General features: G+C 68.5%; 23 protein-coding genes. 12 read left to right on the top strand and 11 right to left on the bottom strand.

What is annotated here, in order from left to right; all coding sequences use genetic code 11:
• Positions 1–128: 128 nt before the first annotated feature.
• Both AWB94_RS12065 and AWB94_RS12060 read left to right on the top strand, forming a co-directional pair.
• Positions 129–1,427: an MFS transporter gene (locus tag AWB94_RS12065; protein ID WP_062657595.1), complete on the top strand. Its 1,299-nt coding sequence runs from the start codon at positions 129–131 to the stop codon at positions 1,425–1,427.
• A gap of 10 nt (positions 1,428–1,437) precedes the next feature.
• The gene (locus AWB94_RS12060; RefSeq protein WP_062657594.1) at positions 1,438–2,214 is read left to right on the top strand and encodes a TIGR03084 family metal-binding protein; all 777 of its coding nucleotides are present in this window, start codon (positions 1,438–1,440) and stop codon (positions 2,212–2,214) included.
• Here AWB94_RS12060 and AWB94_RS12055 read toward each other — a convergent pair.
• Positions 2,211–2,711, bottom strand: coding sequence for a hypothetical protein (locus tag AWB94_RS12055; protein WP_062657593.1), 501 nt, complete (start codon positions 2,709–2,711; stop codon positions 2,211–2,213). The two genes, AWB94_RS12060 and AWB94_RS12055, sit on opposite strands and share 4 nt — an antisense overlap.
• Positions 2,712–2,727: 16 nt before the next feature.
• Positions 2,728–4,278 carry a CCA tRNA nucleotidyltransferase gene (locus AWB94_RS12050; RefSeq protein ID WP_084395242.1) on the bottom strand — a complete coding sequence of 517 codons (1,551 nt, stop codon included), beginning with the start codon at positions 4,276–4,278 and terminating at the stop codon, positions 2,728–2,730.
• 24 nt (positions 4,279–4,302) lie between these two features.
• On the opposite strand from AWB94_RS12050, the gene AWB94_RS12045 reads away from it, so the two are divergent.
• The 8 genes from AWB94_RS12045 (at position 4,303) to AWB94_RS12010 (ending at position 14,886) form a co-directional block, all read left to right on the top strand.
• Entirely contained in the window at positions 4,303–5,076 is a 774-nt protein-coding gene (locus AWB94_RS12045; RefSeq protein ID WP_062657591.1) for an NUDIX hydrolase, read from the top strand.
• A gap of 44 nt (positions 5,077–5,120) precedes the next feature.
• Entirely contained in the window at positions 5,121–7,457 is a 2,337-nt protein-coding gene (locus AWB94_RS12040; protein ID WP_234811718.1) for a DUF6049 family protein, read from the top strand.
• Complete coding sequence (locus AWB94_RS12035) at positions 7,454–10,981, top strand: lipid II flippase MurJ (protein ID WP_062657589.1); 3,528 nt, start codon at positions 7,454–7,456, stop codon at positions 10,979–10,981. Before AWB94_RS12040 ends, AWB94_RS12035 begins: the two co-directional genes overlap by 4 nt.
• A 107-nt stretch (positions 10,982–11,088) precedes the next feature.
• Positions 11,089–11,655 (top strand): RNA polymerase sigma factor SigM, encoded by a 567-nt coding sequence (gene sigM / locus AWB94_RS12030; RefSeq protein WP_062657588.1) that lies wholly within the window; start codon positions 11,089–11,091, stop codon positions 11,653–11,655.
• 7 nt (positions 11,656–11,662) lie between these two features.
• Entirely contained in the window at positions 11,663–12,154 is a 492-nt protein-coding gene (locus AWB94_RS12025) for an RsmA family anti-sigma factor (RefSeq protein ID WP_062657587.1), read from the top strand.
• A 96-nt stretch (positions 12,155–12,250) separates the two neighbouring features.
• Positions 12,251–13,201, top strand: coding sequence for a thioredoxin-disulfide reductase (gene trxB, locus AWB94_RS12020; protein ID WP_062657586.1), 951 nt, complete (start codon positions 12,251–12,253; stop codon positions 13,199–13,201).
• 28 nt (positions 13,202–13,229) lie between these two features.
• A complete protein-coding gene (trxA, locus tag AWB94_RS12015; protein ID WP_062657585.1) occupies positions 13,230–13,562 on the top strand; it encodes a thioredoxin in 333 nt (110 codons plus the stop codon).
• Between the two features lie 127 nt (positions 13,563–13,689).
• The gene (locus AWB94_RS12010) at positions 13,690–14,886 is read left to right on the top strand and encodes an N-acetylmuramoyl-L-alanine amidase (RefSeq protein ID WP_062657584.1); all 1,197 of its coding nucleotides are present in this window, start codon (positions 13,690–13,692) and stop codon (positions 14,884–14,886) included.
• A 13-nt stretch (positions 14,887–14,899) separates the two neighbouring features.
• Here the strand turns inward: AWB94_RS12010 and AWB94_RS12005 are convergent, their stop codons facing one another.
• The 9 genes from AWB94_RS12005 to rpmH form a co-directional block, all read right to left on the bottom strand.
• Positions 14,900–15,646 (bottom strand): hypothetical protein, encoded by a 747-nt coding sequence (locus AWB94_RS12005; protein WP_062657583.1) that lies wholly within the window; start codon positions 15,644–15,646, stop codon positions 14,900–14,902.
• A gap of 258 nt (positions 15,647–15,904) precedes the next feature.
• A complete protein-coding gene (locus tag AWB94_RS12000; protein WP_062657582.1) occupies positions 15,905–16,915 on the bottom strand; it encodes a ParB/RepB/Spo0J family partition protein in 1,011 nt (336 codons plus the stop codon).
• Complete coding sequence (locus AWB94_RS11995; RefSeq protein ID WP_062657581.1) at positions 16,912–17,886, bottom strand: ParA family protein; 975 nt, start codon at positions 17,884–17,886, stop codon at positions 16,912–16,914. The genes AWB94_RS12000 and AWB94_RS11995 overlap by 4 nt, the downstream gene beginning before the upstream one ends.
• Positions 17,883–18,575, bottom strand: coding sequence for a 16S rRNA (guanine(527)-N(7))-methyltransferase RsmG (gene rsmG, locus AWB94_RS11990; protein ID WP_062657580.1), 693 nt, complete (start codon positions 18,573–18,575; stop codon positions 17,883–17,885). Before rsmG ends, AWB94_RS11995 begins: the two co-directional genes overlap by 4 nt.
• 60 nt (positions 18,576–18,635) lie before the next feature.
• Complete coding sequence (locus AWB94_RS11985) at positions 18,636–19,175, bottom strand: Jag family protein (protein WP_062657579.1); 540 nt, start codon at positions 19,173–19,175, stop codon at positions 18,636–18,638.
• A gap of 99 nt (positions 19,176–19,274) precedes the next feature.
• The gene (gene yidC, locus AWB94_RS11980) at positions 19,275–20,315 is read right to left on the bottom strand and encodes a membrane protein insertase YidC (protein WP_062657621.1); all 1,041 of its coding nucleotides are present in this window, start codon (positions 20,313–20,315) and stop codon (positions 19,275–19,277) included.
• A gap of 43 nt (positions 20,316–20,358) precedes the next feature.
• Complete coding sequence (gene yidD / locus AWB94_RS11975) at positions 20,359–20,589, bottom strand: membrane protein insertion efficiency factor YidD (RefSeq protein WP_234811717.1); 231 nt, start codon at positions 20,587–20,589, stop codon at positions 20,359–20,361.
• A 50-nt stretch (positions 20,590–20,639) separates the two neighbouring features.
• On the bottom strand, positions 20,640–21,002 hold the full coding sequence (gene rnpA / locus AWB94_RS11970) for a ribonuclease P protein component (RefSeq protein WP_062657578.1): 363 nt from the start codon (positions 21,000–21,002) through the stop codon (positions 20,640–20,642).
• A 20-nt stretch (positions 21,003–21,022) separates the two neighbouring features.
• Positions 21,023–21,166, bottom strand: a complete 144-nt coding sequence (gene rpmH / locus AWB94_RS11965; RefSeq protein WP_073695092.1) for a 50S ribosomal protein L34 — start codon at positions 21,164–21,166, stop codon at positions 21,023–21,025.
• Between the two features lie 617 nt (positions 21,167–21,783).
• Here rpmH and dnaA point away from each other — a divergent pair.
• On the top strand, positions 21,784–23,223 hold the full coding sequence (gene dnaA, locus AWB94_RS11960) for a chromosomal replication initiator protein DnaA (protein WP_062657577.1): 1,440 nt from the start codon (positions 21,784–21,786) through the stop codon (positions 23,221–23,223).
• A gap of 588 nt (positions 23,224–23,811) precedes the next feature.
• The gene (gene dnaN / locus AWB94_RS11955) at positions 23,812–25,005 is read left to right on the top strand and encodes a DNA polymerase III subunit beta (RefSeq protein ID WP_201029564.1); all 1,194 of its coding nucleotides are present in this window, start codon (positions 23,812–23,814) and stop codon (positions 25,003–25,005) included.
• Positions 25,006–25,017 lie beyond the last annotated feature (12 nt).

The raw sequence follows: 25,017 nt of genomic DNA, 5'->3' as shown, positions 1-25,017 counted from the left end.
ACCCATCATCGCACCAGCGGCCGCGCGCCGTGACGAACAAGCACGGCCCGCCGGGATATTTGTAGGGTGGATTCCGGGTGCGGACGGCTCAGTTGGCACCGCCCGGCCCGGACAGGATCTGAAACCACATGACCGACACCCGCCCACCTGACACCGGCTGGCAGGCGGTGCGCGGCATGCCCGAATTCCGGCGGCTGCTGGAACTGCGGGCGGTCAGCCAGTTCGGTGACGGACTGTTCCAGGCGGGGCTGGCCGGCGCCATCCTGTTCAACCCCGAGCGCGCCGCGCGGCCATGGGAGATCGCACTGTCGTTCGCCGTGTTGTTCCTGCCCTATTCGATCCTCGGCCCGTTCGCCGGCCCGCTGCTGGACCGCTGGGACCGGCGCTGGGTGCTGGTGGGCGCCAACGCCGGCCGGCTGACGCTGGTGCTCGCCGTGGCAACCGCGCTGGCCGTCGATTCACCGAATCTGGTGCTGCTGCTGGGGGCGCTGATCGTCAACGGGTTCACCCGGTTCGTCTCGTCCGGGCTGTCGGCCGCGCTGCCGCACGTGGTGCCGCGCGACAAGGTGATCGCGATGAACTCGGTGGCCACCGCGACCGCCTCGGTGGCCACCTTCCTCGGCGCGAATTTCATGCTGCTGCCGCGCTGGCTGCTCGGCGCGAACGACGCCGGGGCCTCGGTGGTGATCTTCCTGGCCGCGGTGCCCATCGCCGGTGCCCTGTGGCTGTCGGTGCGCTTCTCCCCGCACGTGCTCGGCCCCGACGACAGCGCCCGCGCCGTGCACGGTTCGGTGGCCTACGCCGTGTTCACCGGCTGGCTGCACGGGGCGCGCACGGTGCTGTCGGTGCCGACCGTCGCCGCGACGCTGAGCGGGCTGGCCGCACACCGCATGGCCTTCGGCATCAACACCCTGCTGGTGTTGGTGATCGTGCGGCACATCGGCGATCAGGAGGTCGCGGGTGTCGGGCTGGGCACCACGGTGCTGTTCGTCGGCGCCGCCGGCGCCGGGGCGCTGCTGGCCACGCTGCTGACCCCGGCCCTGGTCGGCCGCTGGGGCCGGTACCGCGCGGCCAACGGGGCGCTCGCGCTGGCCGCCGTCGTGCAGCTGTGCGCGGTGACGCTCGCCGTGCCGGTGATGATCGTCTGCGGCTTCATCCTGGGCGCGGCCGGACAGGTGGTGAAGCTGTGCGCGGACAGTGCCATGCAGATCGACGTCGACGACGCCCTGCGCGGGCACGTGTTCACGGTCCAGGACGCGCTGTTCTGGATGTCGTTCGTGCTCGCCGTCACGGTGGCCGCCGCGGTGATCCCGGCCGACGGCCGGTCGGTGGCGCTGGTCTGTGCCGGTGCGGTGCTCTACCTGACCGGGCTGGCCGTGCACGCCTGGCTGGGTAGGCGCAACAGACCGGTACCGGACCGGGGTTAGGGTTCCACTCATGGCTGGAGCCGGACCGATCGTCGCCGACCTGCAGGCCGAGAGCGACGTGCTCGACGCGTTGGTCGCCGACCTGCCCGCGCCGGCCTGGCGGACCGAAACCCCCTCCCCCGGCTGGACCATCGCGCATCAGATCGCCCACCTGTGGTGGACGGACCGGACCTCCCTGCAGGCGGTCACCGACGAAGCCGCCTTCGGGGCGGTGCTGGCCGAGGCCACCGTAGACCCGTTCGGTTTCGTCGACGCGGCCGCCGAGCGGCTGGCCACCACGCCCCCGGCCGCACTGCTGGCCGGCTGGCGGGCCGACCGGTCCCGGCTGCACGATGCACTGCTGCGCGTCGAGGACGGGCGCAAGTTGCCATGGTTCGGACCGCCGATGAGCGCCGCGTCGATGGCGACCGCCCGACTGATGGAGACCTGGGCGCACGGCCTCGACATCGCTGACGCGCTCGGGGTGCGCCGCGAGCCGACGGCGCGGCTGCGGTCGATCGCCCATATCGGTGTGCGGACCCGCGATTTCGCCTTCACCGTGCACGGCCTGACCCCGCCCACCGCCCCGTTTCACGTGAAACTGCAAGCGCCGGACGGGGTTTCGTGGACCTGGGGGCCCGAGGACGCGGCCCAGTCGGTGACCGGGTCGGCCGAGGACTTCTGCATGCTGGTCACCCAGCGCCGGCCCCCGGCCGAACTCGACGTAAGCGCCGTCGGCGAAGACGCCGCGACCTGGCTGACCATCGCGCAGGCGTTCGCGGGACCGCCGGGCGCCGGCCGGGGCTAGACCTCGCTCGCCGAATCCGCGGCCCCGTCCCCGTCGGCATCGGTGAGCTTGACGTCCCAGTGCCCGTCGGCGTCGCGGTCGGCGTAGGCGGCCTGTCCCGCCAACGCCTGGTCGGCCAGTCCGTCACCATCGGTGTCCAGCAGCCGGTCGTCCACTTGGCCGTCGGCATCGAAATCCACCATCGGACCGCCGCTCTGTTCCACCCCGTCCAGCCCGAACCAGCGCAGCTGCCCGCCCCGAGCCCCGGCGTCGGCCGCCAAAGCCCATGTGCCGGAACCGTCGTCGGTGAAGTACGCCGCACCCGCGGCCCCCACGTCGTGCACTCCGTGATCGGCCAGCCCATCCCGGTCCAGATCGGCCAGCGCATCGTCGACGACACCGTCCCCGTCGAGGTCGAGTCCGACACCGTCGAGCAGTCCGTCGCCGTCCGCGTCGACGACCGGTTCCGCGGAGAACATGGTGGCGCCGCCGTCACCGTCGGCCAGGCAATAGTCCATGCCCTTTGAAGACGCATCAGCCGTGCTGCGCGTTCCACCATTTCTTCAGTTCGGCGACGGCCTCGTCGTGCTCGAGCGGTCCGCGGTCCAGCCGGAGTTCCTTGAGGTACTTCCACGCCTGGCCCACCTGCGGTCCCGCCGGGATGCCGAGAATCTCCATGATCTCGTTGCCGTCCAGATCGGGGCGTACCCGCTGCAGGTCCTCTTTCTCGGCCAATTCGACGATCCGCGCCTCCAGGTCGTCGTAGTTGGCCTGCAGCCGGGCCGCCCGCCGCTTGTTGCGCGTCGTGCAATCGGCACGCACGAGTTTGTGCAGCCGGGTCAGCAACGGGCCGGCGTCGGTGACGTACCGGCGCACCGCCGAATCGGTCCACCGGCCGGTGCCGGCCGCATCGGCGTAGCCGTGGAAGCGCAGGTGCAGGTACACCAGCTGGGACACGTCGTCGACCATCTGCTTGGAGTACTTCAGCGCGCGCAGCCGCTTGCGCGTCATCTTGGCGCCGACCACCTCGTGGTGATGGAAGCTCACCCCGCCGTCGGGTTCGTGCCGGCGGGTGGCGGGCTTGCCGATGTCGTGCAGCAGCGCCGCCCAGCGCAGCACCAGATCCGGCCCGTCCTCCTCGAGGTCGACGGCTTGGCGCAGCACCGTCAGCGAATGCCAGTACACATCCTTGTGCTGATGGTGTTCGTCGATGGCCATCCGCATGTCGCCGACCTCGGGCAGCACCACATCACCGAGCCCGGTCTGCACCATCAGATCCACCCCGGCGACCGGGTCGACGCCCAGCAGCAGCTTGTCCAGTTCGGCGGCCACCCGCTCGGCGGTGATCCGCTCCAGCTGCGGCGCCATGTCCAGCAGCGCCTCCAGCACCCGGGGCGCGACGGTGAATCCCAGCTGGGACACGAACCTGGCCGCGCGCAGCATCCGCAACGGGTCGTCACCGAAGGACACCTGCGGTGCCGACGGGGTGTCGAGCACCTTGGCGCGCAGCGCGGCCAGACCGCCCAATGGGTCACAGAACTCGGTCGGCCCGTCCTCGGTGATCCGCACGGCCATCGCGTTGACGGTGAAATCGCGACGCACCAGGTCCTCGTCGAGGCTGTCACCGAAGCGGACCTGCGGATTACGCGTCACCTGGTCATAACTGTCGGAGCGGAAGGTGGTGATCTCCAGCCGGTGCCCACCCTTGCCGACCCCGATCGTGCCGAACTCGATGCCGGTGTCCCACAGCGCGTCGCCCCAGCCGCGCAGCAGCTTTTGCATCTGCTCCGGGCGGGCGTCAGTGGTGAAGTCCAGGTCGGTGTAGACCCGGCCGAGCAGGGCGTCCCGCACGCTGCCGCCCACCAGGTACAGCTCATGCCCGGCGGCGGCGAACACCGCGCCGAGGTCGGCGAGCAGCGGCCGGTACCCGCTCAGCGCCACCCAGGCGCCGGCCAGCAGTTCGGCGTCGGCGTCTTCGGAGGTCGGGTGGTTCGGCACGTTCGGTGAGTCTAGTGACGACCATCCCGGCGATAACGACCCGGCGACAGCCCGGCCACGACCGGGCCAGTGTGGCAAGGACGGCATGCCGCGGCAGCTACTATCGCTTGGGTGTCGGACGGCGAACAAGCCAAACCGCGACGGCGCCGAGGGCGTCGCCGCGGACGCCGCGCTGCCGGTCCACCGACACCTGTATCCGAGCAGTCCGCCTCGAACGCCGGCGAGCCGGCCGCCGAGAAGACCCCCAGTCCGGCCAAACCCGGCCAGAACCGCCAGCAACATCCGCCGCGCCGCGCCCAGGAGCGGTTACGCACCGTGCACGAGACCTCGGCCGGCGGTTTGGTCATCGACGGTATCGACGGTCCGAAGGAGAGCCAGGTCGCCGCGCTGATCGGGCGGATCGACCGGCGCGGGCGGATGCTCTGGTCGCTGCCCAAGGGCCATATCGAGATGGGTGAGACGGCCGAACAGACCGCCATCCGCGAGGTCGCCGAGGAGACCGGCATCCAGGGCAGCGTGCTGGCCGCCCTGGGCAGCATCGACTACTGGTTCGTCACCGAGGGGCGCCGAGTACACAAGACGGTGCACCATTACCTGATGCGTTTCCTGGGCGGTGAACTCTCCGATGACGACGTGGAGGTCACCGAGGTTGCGTGGGTTCCGCTGGAGGACCTGCCGGCCCGGCTGGCCTACGCCGACGAGCGGCGGCTGGCCGAAGTCGCCGGCGAACTCATCGACAAGCTGCAGACCGACGGGCCCGCGGCGCTGCCACCGCTGCCGCACAGCTCCCCGCGGCGGCGACCCCAGACCCATTCGCACACCAGGAACCGGCGCCAGGAGGACTCGACGAGGCGGCGGGCGAACGGATGCGGAAACGGCCCGTGAGTTCGAGGGCGGTGATTGTTCTCCGCTTCCTCGCCGCCGCCGCGATGCTCATCCTGTTCGCCAGTCCCGCGATCTCGCCGCGCGCGGCCGCGGGTGAACCCGGTTCGGCGCAGTTCCTCCAGTTGCAGATCGACCACGTCACTCCCGACATCGTCACGACCACCAGCGATGCCGTGGTCACCGTCACCGGCACCGTGAGCAATATCGGCGATCGGCCGGTGCGCGATATCGTCGTCCGGCTCGAGCACGCCGCGGCCGTGACGGCCGCACCGGGGTTGCGCACCAATCTCTCCGGAAACCTCGACCAGTACGAACCGGTGGCCGACTTCATCACGGTGGCACCGGAATTGGAGCGCGGGCAGCGGGTCCCGTTCACCCTGAGCTACCCCGTGCGGGCCGGTCGGCTGCCGTCCCTGCGCATCGACAAGCCGGGCGTCTACCCGGTGCTGGTGAACGTCAACGGCACCCCCGACTACGGCGAGCCGGCCCGCCTCGACGACGCCCGCTTCCTGCTCCCGGTACTCGGCGTGCCGGCCGACCCGACCGAGAGCAGCGGCGCGGCCAACGAGGCCGCGCTCGGCGCCGTCGTCGCACCCGACACCACCAATCCGGTGGCCACCACCGTGCTGTGGCCGCTGGCCGACCGGCCCCGGCTGGCCGCCGGCATCCCCGGCGGCACCACACCGGTGCGACTGGTCGACGACGACCTGGCCACCTCGCTGGCCTCCGGCGGCCGCCTGGACACCCTGCTGTCGGCGGCCGATTTCGCGACCAGTCCCGAGGTCGACCCGGACGGCACCGTGCGCACCGCGCTGTGCCTGGCGGTGGACCCGGACCTGCTGGTCACCGTGAACGCGATGACCGCCGGCTATGTGATCAGCACCGCGCCCGACGGCGGTATGGGCGCACCCACCCGGCCCGGCACCGGCAAGGACGCGGCGGTGGACTGGCTCAACCGGCTCAAGGCGCTGGCCCAGCGGACATGTGTGACCTCGACGGTGTACGCCCAGGCCGATCTGGATGCCCTGGACCGGGTCGGCGACGCCGCGTTGAACGGCGCGGCCATCGCCTCGGCCGCCGATATCGTCGACCAGATCCTCGGGGTGAAATCGGTACGGGGCACGACCCTGCTCGGTGACGGCCCGCTGACCCAGCGGGCGGCACAGGTCCTCGGCACCCAGGGGCCGACCGTCGCGATCGCTGCCGCCCCGCTGACCGGTGACGGTGCCGACACGGTGGCGTTGCAGCCGCGCCGCGACGCACCGCAGGTGGTCACCGCACCGTTCGATCCCATGCTGGGCGCCGCGCTGGCCGGCGCCGGTACCGATCCGCAGACGCCCACCTACGTCGATTCGTCGCTGACGATCCCGCTCAAACACGACTCCGCGGTGGCCCGCCTGCAGGATGCGCTGGGTGCGCTGTTGTGGCGCGGCCTGCGCCCGGATATCGAGCCGCGCACCCAGATCGTCATGCCGCCGCTGGGCTGGAATCTGCGGCCGGACGAAGCCCAGGCGGTGTTCAGCGCGATCTCCAGCACCATCCGCGCCGGGTTGGCGGTGCCGCGACCGCTGCCCGCCCTGATCGCCGAGACCTCGGCCGGGGCGCCGCCCGTGGACAGCCCGCCACCGGCCATCGACGCCAACCCGCGCGCCCGGTTCGACGACGACGTCATCGCCGGCGTCGGCTCGACCACCGCGCGGCTGTGGCAGCTCACCTCGGCACTGACCACCGATCAGCAGACCGGGCTCACCGGAGCGGCGTACACCGCACCGCTTCGTGAGGACATGCTGCGCGCACTGAGCCAGACGGTACCGCCCGACGCACGTAACGGGCTTGCACAGCAACGGCTTTCGACGGTCACCCGAACGGTGTCCGACATCGTCCACGCGGTGACCATCGTCAACCCCGGCGGTTCCTACACCCTGGCGACCGAACGCAGCCCGCTGCCGCTGGCCCTGCGCAACGACCTGCCGGTGCCCATCAGGGTGCGGCTGCACATCGACGCACCGCCCGGCATGACGGTGACCGATCCCGGTGAGATCGAACTGCCGCCCGGCTATCTGCCGCTGCGCGTCCCGATCGAGGTGCACTTCACCCAGCGCGTCGCCGTGGACGTCGGGTTGAGCACCGTCGACGGGATGCCACTCGGTGAGCAGGTCCGGTTGTCGGTGCACTCCAACGCCTACGGCAAGGTGCTGTTCTTCATCACCCTGACCGGCGGGGTGATCCTGGCGCTGCTGGTCGGCCGGCGCCTCTGGCACCGGTTCCGCGGCCAGCCCGACCGCGCCGATCTGGTGCCACCGACCCGACCGGCCCGGGCCCACCGGCCCGATCCGCTGGACACCGCCCTGGCCCACGCCCCCGACGACGATCGCCGATGAACACACCGCAACGCGCCTCCCGCGGGTTCGCTGCAGCCCCGCGCAAGGAACTGTCGGATTCGGCCGTGGTGTCGCGGTCCTGGGGCATGGCGTTCGCCACCCTGATCAGCCGGATCACCGGCTTCTTCCGCATCGTGCTGCTGGCCGCCATCCTCGGCGCGGCGCTGTCGAGCTCCTTCACCGTGGCCAATCAGCTGCCCAACCTGGTGGCTGCCCTGGTCCTGGAGGCGACGTTCACCGCCATCTTCGTGCCGGTGCTGGCCCGTGCCGAACGCGACGACGCCGACGGCGGAACGGCTTTCGTGCGCAGGCTGGTCACCCTGGCCACCACCCTGCTGCTGATCGCCACGATCGTCTCGGTGGCCGCCGCGCCGCTGCTGGTCGACCTGATGCTGGGCGGGGATCCGCAGGTGAACCGGCCGCTGACCACCGCGTTCGCGTATCTGCTGCTGCCGCAGGTCATCTTCTATGGCCTGACCTCGGTGTACATGGCAATCCTGAACACCCGCAACGTGTTCGGTCCGCCGGCCTGGGCGCCCGTCGTCAACAATGTCGTCGCCATCGCGACCCTCGGGCTGTACCTGCTGGTGCCCGGTGAACTGTCGCTGGACCCGGTCCAGATGGGCAACGCCAAGCTGCTCGTCCTCGGCATCGGCACCACGCTGGGTGTCGTCGCACAGGCGGCGGTGTTGCTCATCGCGATCCGGCGCCAGCGGATCAGTCTGCGGCCGTTGTGGGGTGTGGACGACCGGCTCAAGAAGTTCGGCACGATGGCCGCCGCGATGGTGCTCTACGTGCTGATCAGTCAGATCGGCTTGATCGTCGGCAACCAGATCGCCAGCGCGGCCGCCGCATCCGGCCCGGCGATCTACAACTACACCTGGCTGGTGCTGCAGCTGCCGTTCGGGATGATCGGCGTCACCGTCCTGACCGTGGTGATGCCGAGGCTGTCGCGCAACGCGGCCGCCGAGAACGGCCCGGCAATCCTGGCCGATCTGTCGCTGGCCACCCGGCTGACCATGATCACGCTCATCCCGATCGTGGCATTCATGACCGTCGCCGGACCGGCGATCGGCTCGGCGCTGTTCGCGTACGGCAATTTCGGCGCGACCGACGCCGGGTACCTCGGCATGGCGATCACCCTGTCCGCATTCACCCTCATCCCCTACGCGCTGGTGCTGCTGCAGCTGCGGGTGTTCTACGCCAGGGAGCAGCCGTGGATCCCGATCGTGCTGATCTTGGTCATCACCGCGGTCAAGATCGTGGCCTCGGTGCTGGTCGGGCACCTGGTGACCGACCCCGAGCTGGTCGCCGGTTACCTCGGACTGGCCAACGGGTTGGGTTTTCTGGCCGGGGCCACCATCGGCCACGTGGTGCTGCGGGCCAACCTTGCGCCGCTGCTGCCGCCCCGGGCCGGCGGGCTGATCAGCGTCGACGTCGTCCGCACCATCCTGGTGACCATCGCCGGGTCGATGGTCGCCGGCCTGGTCGCGCACGTGGTGGACCAGTTGCTCGGCGTCGAGAAACTCACCGAGCACGCCGGCGCGGCCGGCTCGCTGCTGCGGCTGCTCATCCTCGGGGTGATCATGCTGCCGATCATCGCCGGAGTACTGCTGGCCGCCCGGGTACCCGACGCCCAGGCCGCGCTGCGCGTGGTGCGGAGCCGACTGGGCCGCACGCCGGCCGCACCCGTCGCGCCACCTCCGCGGGTTATCTCCCAGCGGCCGGTCGCGCGGGTCAATTACCCTGACCACAGGAATTCGTACACATCTCAGCGCCCCGCCGGGACGGGCACGCGGAAAGGACACATGGTGGCCGACCAACCCGGAAGCGGGTTCCCGCCAAGCGCTGACGGACCTGCCGAGGCAGGTAGCGGCGCCGGTCCCACCACGCGGATTCCTCGAGCCGATGCCGGCGACTTCCAGCCCGACATCCCCGCGCGGCCACCCGCGGACTATGGCGGCGACCCCACCCGCGAGCAGTTGCCATTCGATCCGCCCCGCGAGCCTGCCGTCGAAACCGCCGCGCCCGGGTCCCGCCTGCCGGGCGAGGAAGATGTCCACCTGGTCCCCGGTGCCACCATCGCCAGCGGCCGGTACCGACTGCTGGTCTTCCACGGCGGGCCGCCGCACCTGCAGTTCTGGCACGCCCTGGACACAGCGCTGGACCGGCAGGTCGCGCTGACCTTCATCGATCCCGACGGCCAACTGCCCGACAGCGAAGTCCAGGACATCCTCGGCCGGACCTCCAAGCTCAGCAAGATCAACTCGCCCGGCATCGCCCAGATCCTCGACGTCGCCCGCGCCGCGACGGGCGGGCTGGTGGTCGCGGAGTGGATCCGCGGCGGCTCGCTGGCCGAGGTGGCCGAGACCGCACCGTCGCCGATCGGCGGGGCCAGGGCCATCCAGTCGCTGGCGGCCGCGGCCGAGGCGGCGCACCGGTCCGGGGTGGCGCTGTCAATCGACGATCCCAGCCGGGTCCGGGTCAGCATCGAGGGCGACGTGGCGCTGGCGTTCCCCGCCACCCTGCCGTCCGCCACCCCCGAGGACGACATCCGCGGGATCGGCGCGGCGCTGTACGCGCTGCTGATCAACCGCTGGCCGCTGCCGGAAGCCGGGGTGCACAGTGGCCTGGCCCCTGCCGACGTGGACGGCGCCGGCCAGCCCGTCGAACCACGCTCGGTGGATCGCGACATCCCGTTCCAGATCTCGGCCGCGGCGGCGCGTGCCGTGCAGGCAGGCGGCGGCATCCGTAGCGCCCCCACCCTGCTGAACCTGCTGCAGCAGGCGACCGCCGTCGCCGACCGCACCGATTACATCGCGCCGGTCGACGGTGGCGACGCGGCCGCCCCCGCGCGGCCGTTCAGCGCCGTGGCCGCCGGCGACCCGGACACCCTGGCCCGCCGCCGGAAGGGTCTGATCATCGGCCTGTCCGCGGCCGGGGTGATCGTGGTGATCGCCCTCGTCGTGCTCGCCTCGGTGCTCAATCGGATCTTCGGCGACGTCGGCGGGTCCCTGGACAAGCAGGAACTGGGACTCAACGCCCCCACCAGCTCGTCGAGTTCGGCCGCGGGCGACGTGGTGAAGCCGGTACGGGCAACGGTCTACTCGCCCGAGGGCGAGGCCGACGAACCGACCCTGGCCGGGCTGGCCATCGACGGCAACCCGGCCACGGCGTGGCCCACCGACACCTACTCGGATCCGAACCCGTTCCCGAACTTCAAGAACGGGGTGGGTCTGATGCTGCAGCTGCCTCAACCCACCACCCTCGCATCGGTGACCGTCGACGTCTCCAGCACCGGCACCGCCGTGCAGATCCGGTCCGCGCAGTCGGCGAATCCGGCCAAGCTGGAAGACACCACCGTGTTGGCCCCGGCCACCCCGCTGAAGAAGGGGTCCAACACCATCACGATCCCGAACGCGTCCCCGACGTCGTACGTGTTGGTATGGATCTCGACGTTGGGCACGGTCGACGGCAAGAACCGCAGCGACATCTCCGAGATCACCCTCAAGGCTCAGTCCTGACGGTTATCCCCAGCCTGTGCATGGCTCATGCGCAGGTCAGCGCCCTTTTGACACCTGTGCCAGAAGATCTGTGCGAGGCGGGCCCGCCGCCTCCATAGGGTTCGGTTGTGGAGAATTTCGGGGGGAATTCCGGCCAGGAGCGCACCGATGCGCAGCTGCTCGCCGCGCACGTCGCCGGTGACCGCTTCGCGTTCGAGGAGCTGTTCATCCGCTATCGGCGGCCGCTGTACCGACTGGCCCGCTTCACCACCCGCAGTCCCGAGGATGCCGGTGACGCGCTGCAGGAGGCGATGCTGTCCGCGCATTGCGCCGCCGCCACCTTCCGGCACGGCTCGTCGGTCAGCAGCTGGCTGCACCGCATCGTGCTCAACGCCTGCCTGGACCGGTTACGCCGGCGCAAGGCTCGCCCCACGTCGCCGCTGGGGGACGACGTCTGGCCGGTGGACGACGAGACGGCGCAGGTCGACACCGCGATCGTGGTGGAGCGTGCGCTGATGCGCCTGCCCGTCGAGCAGCGCGCCGCCGTCGTCGCGGTGGACATGCAGGGCTTCTCGGTGGCCGAGACGGCCAGCATGCTGGGCATCGCCGAGGGCACCGTCAAGAGCCGCCGCGCCAGGGCGCGCGCGACACTGGCGCACGTGCTGGCCGAGCGCACCGCGCCGGCCACGCCATGATGGACGGGTGCACGGTGCTCTGTCAGGCGACGCTGAACCGGCCGACATTCCGGCCCATGCCGCCCGCCCACTGCGCTGGCGGCGCACCGCCCTGGTCTGCGGCGTGATTGCCGCGCTTGCCGCCCTGGGCCTGGGTGCCGTGGCACTGAGCGACACCTCGGCACCGGGCCGCAGCACCGGGCCGACGGCCCGGCAGATCACCGTCACGCACCGGCCGATGCCGCTGCCCCGGGCCGACATCCTGGCGCTGCTGTCCCGACCCGCCGATCTCGGGGCGCTCGCCGAGCCGCAACGCTGGGCCGCCTGCATGCTCGGGCTGCGACGGGATCCGGCGGTGCCGGTGCTCGGGGCCACCCCCGTCACGGTGGCCGGGCGCCCGGCGGTGGTGGTGGTGTTCCCCGGGAACCATCCCGCCGACGTGCAGGCCGTCACGTTGGGCACCGACTGCGACGCCGCACACGGTGCCGCCCTCGCCGAGACCACCCTGCGCCGGCCCTGACAGGTACCACCGGAGCGCGCCTCCGGGAACAGCTGGGCCTACCCTGATGTTTGAACTCACGCCGGTTTGACACGGCAGAAAGGCCTCGCACCCACGATGTCAAGCTCATCCGAGATCCACGACGTGATCATCATCGGCTCGGGACCGGCCGGTTACACGGCCGCGGTGTACACCGCCCGGGCACAACTGAAGCCAGTGGTGTTCGAAGGCATCCAGTTCGGTGGCGCGCTGATGACCACCACCGAGGTGGAGAACTATCCCGGTTTCCGGGAGGGCATCACCGGCCCGAACCTGATGGACGAGATGCGCGAGCAGGCGCTGCGGTTCGGCGCCGACCTGCGCATGGAGGACGTCGACGCGGTCGACCTGTCCGGCCCGATCAAGAAGGTGACCGTCGGTGACGAGACGCACCAGGCCCGCGCGGTGATCCTCGCGATGGGCGCGGCGGCCCGTCATCTGGGCGTGCCCGGTGAGCAGGAGCGCATCGGTCTGGGCGTGAGCACCTGCGCCACCTGCGACGGGTTCTTCTTCCGCGACCAGGACATCGCCGTGATCGGCGGCGGTGACTCGGCGATGGAGGAAGCGACCTTCCTGACCAGGTTCGCGCGCAGCGTCATCCTGATCCACCGCCGCGACGAGTTTCGCGCCTCCAAGATCATGCTGGAGCGCGCTCAGGCCAACGAGAAGATCACGTTCCTCACCAACACCGCGGTCACCGAGATCGAGGGTGACCCGAAGGTCACCGGAATCCGGTTGCGGGACACGGTGACCGGCGAAGAGTCCAAGCTCCCGGTGACCGGTGTGTTCGTCGCGATCGGGCACGACCCGCGCTCGGAGCTGGTGCGCGGTCAGGTCGACCTGGACGACGAGGGCTACGTCAAGGTGATCGGTCGCACCACCGCGACATCGGTCGAAGGTGTCTTCGCCGCAGGCGATTTGGTGGATCACACCTACCGACAGGCCATCACCGCCGCCGGTTCGGGCTGTTCGGCCGCGATCGACGCCGAGCGCTGGTTGGCCGAGAATTACGCTGCCGCAACCGTTTAGACGTTCCCAACTCGATCAGGAGGATCACATGAGCGAAGATTCCGCGACCAGCACCGTCACCGACGCCTCGTTCGGCCAGGATGTGCTGTCCAGCTCCACCCCGGTGCTGGTGGACTTCTGGGCCACTTGGTGCGGTCCGTGCAAGATGGTCGCCCCTGTGCTCGAGGAGATCGCCAAGGAGAAGACCGGCGATCTGCGGGTGGCCAAACTCGACGTGGACGCGAACCCGGAAACCGCCCGCGATTTCCAGGTGGTGTCGATTCCCACGATGATCTTGTTCAAGGACGGCGAGCCGGTGAAGCGTATCGTCGGGGCGAAGGGCAAGGCCGCCCTGCTCCGGGAGCTTGCCGAGCACATCTAACAGGTAACGCGCAGTCACTCTGCACCCCGGGGTTTTCCGGATTTTGGCGCGTATCTGCGACAATGCTGTCAGTCCGTCCAGCAGTCGTCGGCGCGTGTCCGGCTGCAGCGCATCTGAAAGGCCAGGTATGTCGATTCTGCGTCGAGGTGACCGGGGCGCAGCGGTCACCGAGATCAGGGCGGCGCTGGCTGCGCTGGGACTGATGGACAATCCCGACGCGGATCCGTCCACCGGCAAGCACATCGCCCTGGACGTGTTCGACGACGACCTGGACCACGCCGTGCGGGCCTTCCAGCAGCACCGCGGTCTGCTGGTCGACGGCATGGTCGGCGAGGCCACCTTCCGTGCCCTCAAGGAGGCCTCCTACCAGCTGGGCGCCCGCACCCTGGCCCACCAGTTCGGTGCACCGATGTACGGCGACGACGTGGCAACCCTGCAGGCCCGGCTCCAGGACCTCGGCTTCTACACCAGTTTGGTGGACGGCCATTTCGGCCTGCAGACCCACAATGCCCTGATGTCCTACCAGCGTGAGTACGGCCTGTTCCCGGACGGGATCTGCGGTCCGGAAACGTTGCGTTCCTTGTACTTTCTCGGCTCCCGGGTCACCGGTGGCTCGATCCACGCGATCCGCGAGGAGGAACTGGTGCGCCGGTCCGGGCCCCAGCTGTCCGGCAAGCGCATCATCATCGATCCGGGGCGCGGTGGTGCGGACCACGGGCTGATCCTGCAGGGCCCGGACGGTCCGATCAGCGAAGCGGACATCTTGTGGGACTTGGCAAGTCGCCTCGAAGGCCGGATGACGGCCATCGGGATGGACACCTTCCTGTCCCGCCCCGTCGGACGCAGTCCGTCGGACGCCGAACGGGCGGCCACCGCCAACACCGTCGGCGCCGATCTGATGATCAGCCTGCGCTGCAGCAGCCACGTGAGCCCGGCCGCCAGCGGGGTGGCCTCGTTCCACTTCGGCAACTCCCACGGCTCGGTGTCCACCATCGGCCGCAATCTTGCCGACTTCATCCAACGGGAAGTGGTGGCGCGCACCGGATTACGTGACTGCCGCACCCACGGCCGCACATGGGATCTACTGCGCCTGACCAGAATGCCTACTGTCCAGGTCGATTTGGGCTACATCACCAACTCGCACGACCGACAGTTGTTGGCCTCCAACGTAACTCGTGACGCCATCGCCGAAGGAATGTTGGCCGCGGTGAAGCGCCTCTATCTGCTCGGCAAGAACGACCGCCCCACCGGCACCTTCACATTCGCCGAACTGCTGGCGCACGAACTGTCGGTCGAGCAGGCCGGCCGGGTCTCCCCCAGCTAGTAACGGCCCGTCGTCAGCCGCACGGCACCGCCCCGACCGGTACCTCGATGCGGGCCGATTCCAACAGTCGCTCCAGCGCGGCCTCCACGTCGGCCTTCCAACCGAGACCCTGCTCCAGCTCGAGCCGCAGGCGCGGCACATAGGGGTGCGGGGCCACCACTTCGAATCCGGCCTCGGACAACAGCTCTACGTCGATGATGCACTGTTCGGGGCTGCAGTCACCGAGCACCTCGATGACCGGCTGCAGATCCGGGGGTACGGCCGCCGGATCGACGGACAGCAGCGCCGACGTGCGGCCGAAGGCCTCCAGTGCGCGCACACCTCGGCGTACCAGATCGGCGACCACGGCAGCGATCAAGCCGCGCGGCAGTAGCCCGGCCTCGTCGCAGGCGTCGACGCCCAGCGAGGTGAGCAGGACGGCGTCGGCGCTGACCGGTCCGGTGGGGAAGCGCCGCGCCCGCGGCACCGCCCGCGGCGGGGCGTAGAAGGCATAGCCCAGACAGGCGGACTCCCCCAGCAACTCGCTGGGGGTGACCTCCCGCCGGCCGGGCTCGGGTGCGCACTCGACGGCGATCTGCCCGCACGAGCCCCACTCGAGCATGACCATGGACAGCCAGGCTTCCTTCTCGAACTCCGGGTCGGCCAGGTGATCGTCACCGCCCACGGTCGACGGATCCACCTCCCAGAACACGCAGCGCCGGGCATGCTTGGGCAGCTGATCGAACGCCTCCAGCCGGAGCGGCGTGATTCGCGATGACACTTCGACCCCCGACTCTCACAAACTTCCGGCACATGGTGGCATGGCCGGCTCGGCTGCCCTTCCAGGATACGAGAGCGCGCCACTCCCGGCCCAGATCCGGCCGGTTTGCCGTCCGAAACCGGCCGGATTCCGAAAGCTGCTGCCGCACAAGACATCTCCGTCCCACGACGCGCCTGCTCGGGCCATCGGGCGACCGAGTGTCACAGTGACGTAATTCGCCCGTGTCCCTGGGTCAGGCACTGCAGCGCCCATTTCGGGTCATGACGGCTTGGTGGCGTTCATCAGGTCGACAATGCGCTGCAGATCGTCCACCGACCCGAACTCGACGACGATCTTGCCTTTGCGCTTACCCAGGCTCACCGTCACCCGGGTGTCGAAGGCCGTCGACAGCTGTTCGGCGACGTCCTGCAGCCCCGGCATCTGGATCGGCTTGCGGCGCGGAGCCGGCGGATCGGCGGGACCGCTCCGGTTGGCCAGGGTGACGGCCTCCTCGGTGGCACGCACCGATAATCCCTCGGCGACGATGCGCGCCGCGAGCTCCTCCTGCCGCTCCGGCCCGCCTTCCAGGGCCAGCAACGCGCGAGCGTGACCGGCCGACAGCACCCCGGCCGCCACGCGGCGCTGCACCGCGATCGGCAGACGCAGCAGCCGGATCATGTTGGAGATGAGCGGGCGAGAGCGCCCGATTCGTACCGCCAGTTCGTCGTGCGTCACACCGAACTCCTCCAGCAGCTGCTGGTAGGCCGCCGCCTCTTCCAGCGGGTTCAGCTGCGCGCGGTGGATGTTCTCCAGTAGTGCGTCGCGCAGCATATCCCCGTCGGCGGTCTCCCGGACGATGGCCGGGATGACGGCCAGCCCGGCCTCCTGGGAGGCCCGCCACCGCCGCTCCCCCATCACCAGCTGATACCGGGCGCCGCGCTCCCCGTCCGGCGAGCCGGGCAGCTCACGGACCACGATCGGCTGCATGACGCCGAACTCCTTGATGGAGTGCACCATCTCGGCGAGCGCTTCCTCGTCGAACACCTGGCGCGGCTGGCGCGGGTTGGGCTCGATGAGTTTCGGATCGATTTCCCGGTACACCGCACCGAACTCCGAGACGGCGGCCGGCGGGGTGCTCGGAGCCGTATCGGTGTTCGGACCACCCATCAGCACATCGGCGGCCGCACTGCCCAACTTGGTGCCCAGCGGATCGCCGTCGGTGGGGCCGGTCGGGATCAGCGACGCCAGACCGCGTCCCAGACCGCTGCGTTTCTTGGCCGGTTGGTTCATCCTTGCGCCTTCCGCTGCTCGCCGTCCTGCCCGCGACGGGCGATCTCACGACTGGCGTCGAGATAACTCATCGCGCCACGCGAACCAGGATCGTAATCGAGGATGGTCATCCCATACCCGGGGGCCTCGGACACCTTCACACTGCGCGGGATGACCGTCTTGAGCACCTTGTCACCGAAGTGCGCGCGCACGTCCGCCGCTACCTGGTCGGCCAGCCGGGTGCGCCCGTCGTACATGGTCAGCACCACGGTGGTGACATCCAGTTCGGGATTCAGATGCGCCTTCACCATCTCGATATTGCGCAGCAGCTGGCCCACCCCTTCGAGCGCGTAGTACTCGCACTGGATCGGGATCAACACCTCCGGGGCGGCGACGAGCGCATTGATGGTGAGCAGGCCCAGCGACGGCGGGCAATCGATGAAGACGTAGTCGAAGCTGTGCTGTTTCAGTTCGGCGAGCGCGGCGCGCAGCCGGCCTTCCCGAGCCACCATGCTGACGAGCTCGATCTCGGCGCCGGCCAGATCGATGGTGGCCGGCACACAGAACAGCCGTTCGTTGTGCGGGCTGCGCTGCAGCGCGGCGTGCAACGGGATCTCCCCGATCAACACTTCGTACGACGAGGGGGTGCCCTGCCGGTGTTCGATCCCCAAGGCGGTGCTTGCGTTGCCCTGCGGATCGAGATCGATCACCAACGTCTGCAGGTCTTGCCGGGCCAGTGCGGCGGCGATGTTCACCGCAGTGGTCGTCTTGCCGACCCCACCCTTCTGGTTCGCGATCGTGAAGACGCGTTGGCGTTCGGGCTTCGGCAGGCCGGCCTCGCGATTGTGCAGCAGCCGGGTGGCCCGCTCGGCCTCGGCGGCAATCGGCGTATCGATGCCCGGGTCCCCCCGCCAGGTGCCGGCACCCTCGGGTGTCCACGTTTCACGTGAAACATCGGCGCCGTCGGGTGGCTGTGCCGGTCCCGCTGTCATCGCTTCCTCCTGCCGGATCGTGCCGGGCGATCCGCTCGCTGACCGCGCGTGGCCGCGACCACGGTTACGGGTGGATTCAAATACTCCACGCCACATCTCACCACCCTTACATCGGTGGCACCAAGCGAACGCAGCGTCCGCTCGTGCTCGCTGATCTCCGACTCGGCCCGCTCGCCCTTGAGTGCCAGCATGCGGCCACCGACGCGCAGCAGCGGCATGCTCCACCGAGTCAACTTGTCCAGGGAGGCGACCGCTCGTGAGGTCACCGTGTCCAACTCCCCCACCTCGTGGCGCACCGCCGGATCCTCCGCCCGACCCCGAACCACCGTGACATCCAGTCCGAGCTCGGCCACCACCTCGCGCAAGAACTCACTTCGGCGCAGCAGCGGTTCGACCAGAACGACGCGCACATCAGGGCGAGCTATCGCCAACGGTATTCCGGGCAACCCGGCGCCACTGCCGATATCGCCCACCCGCTCGCCCGGGCGCATCAGTTCGGCAATCGCACCACTGTTGAGGAGGTGGCGCTCCCACAGCCGGTCGAGCTCCGCCGGTCCGATCAAGCCCCACTCGGTACCGGCGCCGGCCAGGATCTCTCCATACCGGTGCGCCACATCGATGCGCTCGCCAAAGCACAAGGCCGCCGACTCGGGAGCCGGACTCAGTTCGCCATGTTTCACGTGAAACATCCTCCGGATGACCCAGGCCGACGGCCTTGATTGTGTAGCTCGGAACTACATCCCTGTAATTCAGGATGGCAGAACGACGACGCGGCGGGAGGGCTCGGCACCCTCGCTCTCGCTGCGCACCCCGTCCACGGCCGCCACCGCGTCGTGCACGATCTTGCGCTCGAACGGCGTCATCGGCGAGAGCTCCTCGCGCTCGCCCGAGGCCGCCACCCGCCGCGCCACCTTGTCGCCCAACGCCGCCAGCTCGTCACGACGCCGGCGCCGCCACCGCGCGATGTCCAGCATCAACCTGCTGCGCTCGCCGGTCTTCTGGTGCACCGCGAGCCGGGTCAACTCCTGCAGCGCATCGAGCACCTCGCCCTTACGACCGACCAACTTGTTCAGGTCGGTGCCGCCGTCGATGCTCACCACGGCCCGGTCGCCCTCGACGTCCAGGTCGATGTCGCCATCGAAGTCCAGGAGGTCCAACAACTCCTCCAGATAGTCACCCGCGATCTCACCCTCGGCGACAAGTCGCTCTTCGAGATCGTCCGAGCCCACGGTCTCGGTGTCCACCGCAACCGTGTCCTCCGTGCGCTCGGTGGTTTCGGCATCAGTCATATCGTCTTCTCCTTACTCTGCCGGCCCGGCTCCCGGAACCATTCGTCCCGCCGGCTGGCCGCCCGGCTTGGCTTGCTCGCGTCGATCCGTACGGCTGGATCAGCGCTTGGGTTTTCGGTTCGGCCGGGCGCCCGGTCGCGGCGTCTTGTTCGACGCGCTGCCCCCGGCACCGCCACCTTCTGTCTTCGACGGTGAGTCCTCGATCGAATCGTCCACCGCACCATCGGCCACGACGGTGTCCTCGACGCCCTCGGACTCGGCGATCTCCTTCGCCGGCTTCTTCGCCCGATTGGGCTTCTTACCGGGAGCCGGGGCGTTCGCCGCGCGCCGCGCGATCGCCTCCTGCTTCTTGGCTTCTTCTTCCTTCTCGATCATGCCGAACACGTAGTGCTGCTGACCGAAGGTCCAGATGTTGTTGGCGAACCAGTACAAGATGATGGCCAGTGGCAGGAACGGACCACCCACCACGACGCCCAGCGGAAAGACGTACAGCGCCAGCTTGTTCATCATCGCCGTCTGCGGATTCGCGGCCGCTTCCGGGCTCTGCCGGGCGACCGAGGCACGGCTGTTGAAGTAGGTTGCGATGCCGGCCAGGATCATCACCGGCAGGCCGACACCGATCACCGCGGCACGGTTGAATTCGGTGAACGCGTCCAGACCGGTGGTCTGGATCATGGTGGCGCCCAGCGGCGCACCGAACAGGTTGGCGTCCAGGAAGTGCGCCACATCGGTCGGACTGAAGACGTAGTTCCCGGTGGCGCGGTTCTGCTCGACGGTCAGGTGGATCTGGCCGAAGCCGCCCTGGGTCCGGTTGAACGATCGCAACACGTGGAACAAGCCGAGGAACACCGGGATCTGGGCCAACATCGGCAGGCAGCCGAGAATCGGATTGAACCCGTGTTCCTTCTGGAGCTTCTGCATCTCCAGCGCCATCTTCTGGCGGTCCTTGCCGTACTTCTTCTGCAGCGCCTTGATCTGCGGCTGCAGCTCCTGCATCTGCCGCGTCGTGCGGATCTGCCGGACGAACGGCTTGTAGAGGATCGCGCGCAGCGAGAACACCAGGAACATCACCGACAACGCCCAGGCGAAGAAGTTCGACGGGCCGAGCACCAGCGCGAACAGCTTGTACCAGACCCACATGATGCCCGACACCGGGTAATAGATGATGTCCAGGCTGAACCAGTTAAACAAGAGAATCGCTCCTGACGACTGCCGCTGAGGTTGCTCCGGCGGAGTGTTCGCACCGCTCGGGTATCGGATCCCATCCGCCGCGATGCCAAGGCCCACATTTGGCCAGCCGCACCACGGCCAACCATCCGCCGCGGATCAGGCCCCATTCGGTCAAGGCATCGACGGCGTACGCACTACAAGTCGGGGTGAAACGGCACGTGGGCAGCCGCAGTGGCGACACCATCGTGCGGTAGAGCTGGATGACGAAGATCACGCCGCGGGCAGCGCGGCCCGTCACGATCGGGCTCCGGCCGTGATCCCGGCGCGCTTGAGGGCCGCGTGCAACTCCGACTCCAGGCGCGCTGACACCGCATCGCGGCTACCCGGCAGCGCCCGGATCACCACACGGTCCGCGGTGTCCAGATCATCGAGCATCGTGCGCATCACATGACGAAGCCGCCGGGACACCTGGTGCCGCTGCACCGCGTTCCCGACGGACTTGGACACGACCAAACCGATCTTGGGGCCGTCAATCTGGGCACCCGCCTCGCCGCGCAACGCGTGCACGACAAGGTCGGGCTGAATTGCCCTCACACCTCGACGAACCGTGACACCGAAATCAGTCGACCGGGTCATCCGGTTTCGGGCCGGAAGCACCGCCCTGAGCCCTGATCGAATCAGGCAGTCAGAGAACGGCGACCCTTGCCGCGCCGAGCCGACACGATGGCGCGCCCGGCACGGGTACGCATCCGCAGACGGAAACCGTGCACGCGGGCCCGGCGGCGGTTGTTCGGCTGGAAAGTCCGCTTGCCCTTGGCCACGGCTGTTTCTCCTTGTTACATATGGGGTGACCACAACCACACCGCCACGAGAATCCCGTGCCGATGCGACCACGGCCACCATGGGTAAGCTCGTCGATCTCATGTACTAACCGGCGCGGTCCCCGGTTACCCGGGTCGCAGCCGTATCACCACGTGCGGGCGACTGCTCGAGGGTACTGACGAGATTTGCCTGGGTCAAACCTCGTCCCCGCGCCCGATCTCCGGCTTTGCACCGCAACGTTCCTCCCCGTCGAACTGCTCATCCGGAATCGCCTGTGCAATCACAAAAGTCACATGTGTCACCGACATTACGGTGCCGGCCAGGTACCTCCCGGCAATGTTGCAGAACGGTTGGCACTGCGAGAGAAAACTGTTAGCTTCTGGCAATGCCGTTTCGACACCGAGGCGGCGCCGGACACCAGAGCGAGGACAAACACCGGCCGAGAGCCCACACGCCACCGCGCACGTGACGAGCTCCGACACACGTTTTCCACGCCGAACACACAACGCGATAACCACGGCTGACCACTCTCCACAGACTGTGGATAACCATGTGGACAGTTTGTCGTCGTCGCTCCTGGGCGACGCCCAGGCCAGCCACAAGGGGGTAAGCGTCGTTGGCCGCCGACCCCGATGCCTCCTTCGGGACGATCTGGAACAACGTCGTCGCCGAACTCACCTCCGCCCTGACGCCGCAGCAGCGCGCCTGGCTCCGGATGGTGCAGCCACTTGTCATCACCGAAGGGTTCGCCCTGCTGTCGGTGCCCACACCGTTCGTCCAGAACGAGATCGAACGCCATCTGCGTGAGCCGATCGTCGCCTCGCTCAGTCGTCAGCTCGGCCAGCGCGTCGAACTGGCCGTCCGGATCTCCACGCCGGAACCCGAACCCGAATCGGCGCCCGCCGACCCGCCTCCGGCCCCCGACGTCGAGGAGGTCGACGACGATCTCGAGGCGCGCACCAGCGCCGAGCAGAGTTGGCCGACATTCTTCAACCGACCGCAGCCGGCCAGCCCGGAGCCCGACGATGTCAGCCTCAACCGGCGCTACACCTTCGAGACGTTCGTCATCGGCGCGTCCAACCGCTTTGCGCACGCCGCCACCCTGGCCATCGCCGAGGCCCCGGCCCGGGCCTACAACCCGTTGTTCATCTGGGGTGAGTCCGGTCTGGGCAAGACCCATCTCCTGCACGCGGCCGGCAACTACGCCCAGAAGCTGTTCCCCGGGATGCGGGTGAAATACGTCTCCACCGAGGAATTCACCAACGACTTCATCAACTCGTTGCGCGACGACCGCAAGGCGTCGTTCAAGCGCAGCTACCGCGATATCGACGTGCTGCTCGTCGACGACATCCAGTTCATCGAGGGCAAGGAAGGTATCCAGGAAGAGTTCTTCCACACCTTCAACACCCTGCACAACGCGAACAAACAGATCGTCATCTCCTCGGACCGGCCGCCCAAGAAGCTGGCCACCCTCGAGGACCGACTGCGCACCCGTTTCGAGTGGGGCTTGATCACCGATGTGCAGCCGCCCGAGTTGGAGACCCGCATCGCCATCCTGCGCAAGAAAGCGCAGATGGACCGGCTCGACGTGCCCGATGACGTTCTGGAACTGATCGCCAGTCGAATCGAACGCAACATCCGCGAGCTCGAGGGTGCCCTCATCCGGGTCACCGCGTTCGCTTCGCTGAGCAATACCGCCATCGACAAGGCCCTGGCCGAGATCGTGCTCCGCGATCTCATCGCCGATGCCAGCACGGTACAGATCAGCACCGCGACCATCATGGCGGTCACCGCCGAGTATTTCGAAACCTCCCTCGAGGAGCTCCGCGGGCCCGGCAAGACCAGGGCGCTGGCCCAGGCGCGCCAGATCGCCATGTATCTGTGCCGCGAACTCACCGACCTGTCCCTGCCCAAGATCGGCGAGGCGTTCGGCCGCGACCACACCACCGTCATGTATGCCGAACGCAAGATCCGCGACGGGATGGCCGAGCGGCGCGAGATCTTCGATCACGTCAAGGAACTCACCACCCGGATCCGTCAGCGCTCCAAGGGCTGACACCTTCTCCCCCACGCTCGAGTGCGCGCCCGACGGCGCTCATCTCGGTGCTTCGTCGTGCCCCCGGAATCGGCTTCGGCCCGGCGGGTGCCGAGCACAGTGCCGAGAAATCCGAAAAAACTTTGACCACTGCCGCATCTTTTGTCACACGAAACGGTGTGGATGATGCTGTGGAAAAGCTGCGCGCAACCGGCCGGACAACCACCGTTCACTCCACACCGCCGAAGTTATCCACATTCACACCCAACAACCGCCCCGGGATTCCACAGCCTGCTCACACCCCCGAAGCGGTTCTCACCAGCGGGCCCGAGTGGCTATCCCCAACCTGCACAGCCCCTATTACTGTTGCTTGTATCTCTACCTAGTTCCTTCTTCAGAAGAAGGCTGTTGGGGACACAGCACGACAGGCCCGGCTCGAGGCCTGTGGTCTTAGCGAGCGGATGGCTTTCAACTTCGCGTCGAACGCTCTACGGTGGTGATTCGATAACCGGCACGGTCGCCGACCACTTCGCGACTAGGCTCGGAACGACACTGGGCCTGTGCGCTCTTGTGCTTGTTGATGCGGTAGATCGAAGGGACGTTATGGACGTGGTGACGACGACTGTTGGTCTCACCGATTTGAAATTCCGCCTGGTACGCGAAGACTTTGCCGACGCCGTTGCCTGGGTCGCCCGTAACCTGCCGAGCCGCCCCACCGTCCCGGTACTGGCCGGCGTGCTGCTGACCGGCTCCGATGACGGCCTGACGATCTCCGGATACGACTACGAGACTTCCGCCGAGATTCGGGTTCCCGCTGAGATCGCTTCTCCTGGAAGCGTTTTGGTGTCCGGGCGGTTGCTCTCGGAGATCACTCGGTCGTTGCCGGCCAAGCCGGTGGATGTCAGCGTCGAGGGCACCCGGGTGTCACTGAGCTGCGGAAGTGCCCGCTTCTCGCTGCCGACCATGGCCGTGGAAGACTACCCGTCGCTGCCGGCGCTGCCGGACGAGACCGGTGTGGTGTCGGCCGATCTGTTCGGTCAGGCCATCGGCCAGGTCGCGGTGGCCGCCGGGCGGGACGACACGCTGCCCATGCTGACCGGTATTCGCGTCGAGATTTCGGGCGAGAAGGTGGTTTTGGCCGCGACGGACCGGTTCCGGCTCGCGGTTCGCGAACTGACCTGGTCGACGTCGGTGGCCGGAGTCGAGGCCGCGGTGCTGGTGCCGGCCAAGACGCTGGCCGACGCGGCGAAGGCGGGTACCGCGGGCACCGAAGTGCACCTGGCGCTGGGCGCCGGCGCAGCGGTCGGCAAGGAGGGCCTGCTGGGAATTCGTTCCAACGGCAAGCGCACCACCACCCGGCTGCTGGATGCCGAATTCCCGAAGTTCCGCCAGCTGCTGCCGAGCGAGCACACCGCGATCGCCACCGTCGGGGTCGCCGAACTGACCGAGGCCATCAAGCGTGTGGCGCTGGTCGCCGACCGTGGTGCACAGGTGCGCATGGAGTTCGACACCGATGTGGTGCGGCTGTCGGCCGGGGCCGACGATGTCGGTCGTGCCGAGGAAGATCTCCCGGTGCAGTTCGCCGGTGAGCCGTTGACCATTGCCTTCAACCCCGGGTATCTCACCGATGGGCTGAGTTCGTTGCACTCCGAGCGTGTGACGTTCGGCTTCACGACACCGAGCCGTCCCGCGGTGTTGCGGCCGGCGGGCGACAATGATGAGACTGTCGGATCGTCCGGACCGTTCCCGGCCGCCGATACCGACTATGTCTATCTGTTGATGCCGGTTCGTCTTCCTGGCTGACCGGTCCTACCT

The organism is Mycolicibacterium canariasense, assembly GCF_002101555.1.
Lineage (GTDB): Bacteria > Actinomycetota > Actinomycetes > Mycobacteriales > Mycobacteriaceae > Mycobacterium > Mycobacterium canariasense.
Note: the sequence above shows the minus strand (reverse complement) of the source record. Positions and strands in the feature narration are given on the sequence as shown.

Bases quoted from the DNA above. Each gene is read 5' to 3' on its own strand.
- AWB94_RS12065 (WP_062657595.1), top strand. From the start codon at position 129: ATGACCGACACCCGCCCACCTGACACCGGCTGGCAGGCGGTGCGCGGC.
- AWB94_RS12060 (WP_062657594.1), top strand. From the start codon at position 1,438: ATGGCTGGAGCCGGACCGATCGTCGCCGACCTGCAGGCCGAGAGCGAC.
- AWB94_RS12055 (WP_062657593.1), bottom strand. From the start codon at position 2,711: ATGGACTATTGCCTGGCCGACGGTGACGGCGGCGCCACCATGTTCTCC.
- AWB94_RS12050 (WP_084395242.1), bottom strand. From the start codon at position 4,278: ATGCCGTCCTTGCCACACTGGCCCGGTCGTGGCCGGGCTGTCGCCGGG.
- AWB94_RS12040 (WP_234811718.1), top strand. From the start codon at position 5,121: ATGCTCATCCTGTTCGCCAGTCCCGCGATCTCGCCGCGCGCGGCCGCG.
- AWB94_RS12035 (WP_062657589.1), top strand. From the start codon at position 7,454: ATGAACACACCGCAACGCGCCTCCCGCGGGTTCGCTGCAGCCCCGCGC.
- trxB (WP_062657586.1), top strand. From the start codon at position 12,251: ATGTCAAGCTCATCCGAGATCCACGACGTGATCATCATCGGCTCGGGA.
- trxA (WP_062657585.1), top strand. From the start codon at position 13,230: ATGAGCGAAGATTCCGCGACCAGCACCGTCACCGACGCCTCGTTCGGC.
- AWB94_RS12010 (WP_062657584.1), top strand. From the start codon at position 13,690: ATGTCGATTCTGCGTCGAGGTGACCGGGGCGCAGCGGTCACCGAGATC.
- AWB94_RS12000 (WP_062657582.1), bottom strand. From the start codon at position 16,915: ATGAACCAACCGGCCAAGAAACGCAGCGGTCTGGGACGCGGTCTGGCG.
- AWB94_RS11995 (WP_062657581.1), bottom strand. From the start codon at position 17,886: ATGACAGCGGGACCGGCACAGCCACCCGACGGCGCCGATGTTTCACGT.
- rsmG (WP_062657580.1), bottom strand. From the start codon at position 18,575: ATGTTTCACGTGAAACATGGCGAACTGAGTCCGGCTCCCGAGTCGGCG.
- AWB94_RS11985 (WP_062657579.1), bottom strand. From the start codon at position 19,175: ATGACTGATGCCGAAACCACCGAGCGCACGGAGGACACGGTTGCGGTG.
- yidC (WP_062657621.1), bottom strand. From the start codon at position 20,315: ATGTGGGTCTGGTACAAGCTGTTCGCGCTGGTGCTCGGCCCGTCGAAC.
- yidD (WP_234811717.1), bottom strand. From the start codon at position 20,589: ATGGTGTCGCCACTGCGGCTGCCCACGTGCCGTTTCACCCCGACTTGT.